This window comes from Stenotrophomonas sp. 05L414_2 (genome assembly GCF_056397905.1).
In genome coordinates this window covers 1-5,437 of record NZ_JBFTOJ010000229.1, presented here as the reverse complement: position 1 = coordinate 5,437, position 5,437 = coordinate 1, and the positions used below count along the sequence as shown (strand labels likewise).

At 55.9% G+C, this 5,437-nt stretch carries 3 protein-coding genes; all 3 read left to right on the top strand.

Annotated features, from left to right (window positions below; genetic code table 11):
- The first annotated feature begins 26 nt into the window (after nt 1–26).
- A complete protein-coding gene (locus AC1DJN_RS20505; RefSeq protein WP_478040011.1) occupies nt 27–2,702 on the top strand; it encodes a Z1 domain-containing protein in 2,676 nt (891 codons plus the stop codon).
- Nucleotides 2,683–3,711: a PD-(D/E)XK motif protein gene (locus AC1DJN_RS20500; RefSeq protein ID WP_478013620.1), complete on the top strand. Its 1,029-nt coding sequence runs from the start codon at nt 2,683–2,685 to the stop codon at nt 3,709–3,711. The genes AC1DJN_RS20505 and AC1DJN_RS20500 overlap by 20 nt, the downstream gene beginning before the upstream one ends.
- Nucleotides 3,702–5,437 (top strand): AIPR family protein (locus AC1DJN_RS20495; RefSeq protein ID WP_478040009.1); only part of this gene is annotated, 1,736 nt, incomplete at its 3' end. The genes AC1DJN_RS20500 and AC1DJN_RS20495, both read left to right, overlap by 10 nt.

Here is a 5,437-nt window from a genome sequence, read left to right as displayed (position 1 = left end):
GGCGTTACTGGCAGCGGTACCGGGAGATGATCGAAAAGGACTTGTCTTGGGACATCGCTGACAAGCTGGACAAATCAACCGACAAGATTCTGGGGATGCTTGAGGACCCTCTGCGCTCTGGCCAGTGGAGTCGCCGGGGACTTGTTGTCGGGCACGTGCAGTCAGGCAAGACGGCGAGCTATACCGGTCTCGTATGCAAGGCCGCGGATGCGCAGTACAAGATCATCATCGTCCTCGCCGGGCTGCATAACAACCTGCGATCCCAGACGCAGATACGCCTTGAAGAAGGCTTCCTGGGGTATGAGACCAACTCTACGCAGAACGCGCTCAAGCGCGTGGGCGTCGGCTTGATCGACAGTGATATTTCCATCAAGCCCAATTGCGCTACAACACGAGCTGACAACGGTGATTTTGGTGAGTCAGCTGGAAAGCAGTTTTCGATCAGCCCCGAACAGCGGCCTTGGCTGTTTGTCGTCAAGAAGAACAAATCGGTACTTGCCAGGCTTCTCAGGTGGATTCAGACGCACGTCGCGGATGCGCCTGTTCCAAGCGCGGAGCCCGCCTCCTCGAACACGAAAGAGCTCCCCATCGTGGCCAGAAGGGCGACCAAGTTCCCATTGCTCATCATTGATGACGAAGCTGACAATGCCTCAGTTGACACTGGTGAAGAGGTAGTCGACGAAGAAGGAAAGCCCGATGAGGAACATGATCCAACAGCGATCAACAAACTGATCCGGCGCATACTGAATTCATTCTCGCGCTCCGCGTACGTGGGCTACACCGCCACGCCTTTCGCAAACATCTTCATTCATGAACGCGGTGAGACACGCAACGAAGGTCCTGATCTCTTCCCATCCGCCTTCATCCAGAGCCTGGCGGCACCGGACAATTACGTTGGCCCTACGACGATGTTTGGGCGCGCGTCCCCGGAGGGTCGCAAGGGACAGCTTCCTCTGACCCAACCGGTGGGCGACTACCAGTCAGACGACAAGACAACGGGATGGATGCCGACGGGCCACAAGATCGATCATGTTCCGGTGTGGAGCAATGAGCACGCGCTGCCACCAAGTCTAAGAGAGGCAGTCGACTCCTTTATCCTGGCATGCACTGTCAGGAAGCTCCGTGGCCAAGGAAAGAAGCATAGCTCGATGCTCGTTCACGTCACACGATTCAACAACGTCCAGAAGGTGGTAAAGGCTGACATTGACGATTACGTCAAGCATGCCCGACAGGCGATTGGGCGCGGGATCGACCACGCCGACGTTCTATCCAGTCTGCAGGAGCTGTGGAATCGTGACTTCCTTCCTGCTTCTGCCGCGGTTCGTGAGCTTGGGTTGGGTGACCTTCCCAGTGCAGATGCTACTTGGCAAAACATCGCTTCTGCGCTGCCGGGAGTACTCGATGACATCGAAGTGCGAATGATCAATGGAACTGCCAAGGATGCCTTGGATTACGAGCAGAACAAGGATCGAGGCCTCAAAGTCATCGCTATCGGTGGCGACAAGCTTGCACGCGGCCTTACGCTGGAAGGCCTCTGCACCAGCTACTTCCTGCGCGCATCAAAGATGTACGACACGCTGATGCAGATGGGTCGGTGGTTCGGATACCGTCCGGGCTACCTTGATCTCTGCCGTCTCTATACATCCCCGGACCTCATTCGCTGGTTCAAGCATATCTCTGATGCATCAGCAGAGCTGAGAGAAGAGTTCGATCTCATGGCCAATTCTGGGGCCACGCCGAGGGAGTTTGGGCTGAAGGTCCAGTCGCATCCCGAGATGATGGTTACGTCGCAGATCAAGATGCGGAGCGCGAAGACACTGCACCTTTCGTACAGTGGTGAGCTTGTTCAGACAGTCAGCTTCCCGACTGATCAACCGACTCTGAATCGAAACCTGGATGCAGGTAATCGGCTTGCCGTGCAAATGGGAAAGCCTGACGAGAGCAACGCCATAAAGGCGGCATTCCAAGGGGGCTCCAAGGAATGGCAGGGGCATCTCTGGCGAGGTGTCGACTTCACAACCGTAGTCGACTTCCTTGACAGCTACAGCACACTGTCAGCCGCCCACCGGGTGAACAGCAACGTGCTTGCTCAGTTCATCCGCAAGATGGCGGAAACAAACGAGCTCACGGAGTGGACAGTGGCTGTTCTGGGGACTCAATCGGGTGAGCCCTATGAGCTTGCTCCAGGGATTAGTGTTGGCATGGCGCGCAGAAAGGCGGATTCGATGGAGGGGAGCCGGTACTCTATTGGCGTCCTCCTTGATCCGACCGACGAGTCAATTGACGTGAGCCAGGATCAATGGGACGCCGCGCTCGCGCTCACCGTGTCCACTTGGGAGAAGAAGGCGGAGAAGAAAAGTGCTTCGGCTCCGGACACCCCCAGTGGCGTGGCGCTGCGCCGAGTTCGAGGCAAGGGAACTTCGACCGTGACGGCGGAGCCAGAGAAGGGTCTGCTGATTCTGTATGTTCTTGATCCAGCTCGTGCGGGCGCCAAGATAGGGACAGATTGGGAACGCCCGAAGAACCTTGCAGGCGCCCCACCCGTCTTGGCATTTGCCGTGAGCTTTCCTGGAAGCAGCTCGGATATCAAGGTTCCCTACAAGGTGAACAACGTCGGTTGGGAGAGCGAGTATTCCGACATCCCCGAGTACGTCATCAACAACATCGGCTGGGAGGATATGAATGCTCCGATCCAGCAGTGACACAGAGCTGGTCGCCGCGTGGCGCGCCCTGAGCGGCCTTGCCACAGGCGATGGCTGGAAGGTTATCGAGCTTTTCAGCATCGGCAACTGCTGCGTGATGGCAGGCCGTCGTGGCGCACGGAATGAAGAGAGCGTCCTGGTCGGCGTCAAGGGAAACCTGCCATCCCAACCATTTCAGCTTCCACGCGGCCAGGGGTTTAGCCTGATAAGCACAGAGCTCCAGGGCCACCCTGCAGGCCACTCATGGTTTGCCTTGGTTCGACAGGAATCTGGATCCCTTGAGCTCTTTACCAAAGTGGCGGTAGATCTGGTGAACCTGATGGAGAGCACGTCCGCTCAGGACGGCTTACGGATTCATAGTGCAATGATTTCCAGGATCCGTGCCTGGCAAGCCTTCATGAAGCGCGACAGTGAAGGCGTTCTTTCCACGGAGGAAGAGATTGGGCTCTTTGGAGAACTCTTGGTTCTTCAAAACCTTCTGGACGATGGAGTTTCAGAATTCGACGCTCTCGACAGCTGGGCCGGGCCTGACGACGGGCTACACGACTTCCTGCTTGGTGATGGTGCAATCGAAGTGAAGACAACCCTGGCACCGGCAGGATTTATCGCAAGGATTTCCAACCTTGATCAGTTGGATGACAGCCTGCACCAGCCCCTCTTTGTTGCGGCGGTTCGTCTAACTCACCTGAGTGTGGGATTAACCCTTCCCGACTTGATTGACCAAGTGGCTGGAAGAATCCACGATCCCGGCGCATCTGCCTTGCTGAACAGTCGGCTCGTTTCGGCTGGCTACATGGACATGACTCGAGCCGAGTACACAAGGCGTTTCCGGTCCAGTGAGCTCACATATCGAATCGTATGCGCTGAATCGCCTCGCCTCACTCGTTCCAGCGTGCCCGCGGCAATCCATGAGGCACGTTACTCGCTCGATCTGGATGCATTTCCGATTGCGGCGTTTACTTACGCTGATATTTCGACCAGTCTTGGAGTGAAGAATCAATGGAATTGACCGATTTCCTTTCGCAGATTCGCGCGGAAGTACAGGATGAAGTAGAGGATCGCATGTCCGTTTCGGGAGCCGCGTATCCCTATCCGGAGCTGGTTTTCGCCGAGATTACGATGCGCCACATGGAAGAAGTGGGCATGACGTATGAGCCACAGGTCTGCCACGTTGACACGCGCGTCCATGTGGGAAACATCAGGCTAAGCGGATACTCCATCTCTGAGGACGGGGAACGCCTTGACCTGTTCGTGACGTCCTACAAGGATTCGGACAAGGTCCAGGCCGTTCCGGACTCTGAAGCAAAGCAAGCCGCGGAGTACTGCTTCCGATTTCTTTCGCAATCTGCCCAGGGAAAGATGACGAAGACGCTCGATCCATCGAACGAGGCTTACGAACTCGCGGTGCATATTGAACGTGGCTATCGGGACTTCGAGGAGATCCGGATCTACGTGCTGACCGATGGCCAAGTGAAGACCAAGAACTTCAAGTCGCAGGAGGTTGGAGGCCGGACCGTACGACTTGAGGTGATGGACATCGAGAGGCTCAACCGCCACCTGTCAGAGGGAAAGCCGAGRGACGAGCTGGTAGTCAATTTTGCAGAAGTGGCAGGCACCCCGCTCCCGTGCGTCTATATCCGGGGCGAGGAGGACAGCTATGACTACGCGATGACGGTATTCCCGGCCGACGTGCTTCGCCACCTGTATGACAAGTACGGCGCCCGTCTTCTTGAAGCAAATGTGCGCTCGTTCCTGAGCGCCACTGGAAAGGTGAACAAGGGTATCCAAGCCACGTTGCGCTCAGAGCCCGAGAAGTTTGTGGCCTACAACAATGGCATTGTGGTGGTTGCCGACGAAGTCAGCCTAGGAAAAACCAGCGATGGTGGCCCTGGTATTGCATGGCTGAAGGGCATGCAGATCGTTAACGGTGGCCAGACGACTGCATCTATATACTTCACCAAGAAGAAGTTCGCAGACACCGATTTGTCCAAGGTCCAAGTGCCAGCCAAGGTTGTGATCCTCAAGACGGACAACTCCGCTGCGGAAGAGGCGCTTATCAGCGACATATCGCGGTTCGCGAACAGCCAGAACACTGTCAAGCAGTCTGATCTTTCTGCCAACTCACCATTCCACGTTGAGCTCGAGAAACTGTCTGACACCGTCTACCTCCCAGATGGTGTCGGCCGCTGGTTCTATGAACGTGCCTCCGGCAGTTACAACACCAAGTTGGCGCGAGAGGGCAGCACGGCTACGAAGTATCGGACACTCAAAACCTTAGTCATTCCTCCTTCGCGTCGCCTAGTCAAGACAGACCTTGCCAAGTTCTTGAACTCTTGGGATGGACGACCTGACCAAGCGAGTCTCGGTGGGCAAAAAAACTTCGCACGCTTCATGGACGATGTTAGAGAGCGCGAAGAGAGGGGAGAATCTGCGGTCCCGGATGCAATAGGGTTCAAGCAGATGATTGCGAAGGTTATCATTTTCAAGCAGATTCAGTCGCTCGTTCGGCCACTGTTTCCTGCATTCCAAGGCAACGTTGCTATCTACTTGGTTGCACTTCTGTCCCAGCAGCATGGTTCAGGAGTTGATCTGATGCGAGTTTGGGAGCAACAAGGCCTCTCAGAGAGCTTCAAAGATCAGATCCGAATTTGGGCGAAGGAGGTGAATGCAGCACTTCATGCCTCCGCCAAGGGAAAGATGATCAGCGAGTGGGCAAAAAAGGAAGAGTGCTGGCT

Excerpts from the sequence above, each read along its gene's own strand:
- AC1DJN_RS20505 (WP_478040011.1), top strand. The coding sequence starts at position 27 with ATGATCGAAAAGGACTTGTCTTGGGACATCGCTGACAAGCTGGACAAA.
- AC1DJN_RS20500 (WP_478013620.1), top strand. The coding sequence starts at position 2,683 with ATGCTCCGATCCAGCAGTGACACAGAGCTGGTCGCCGCGTGGCGCGCC.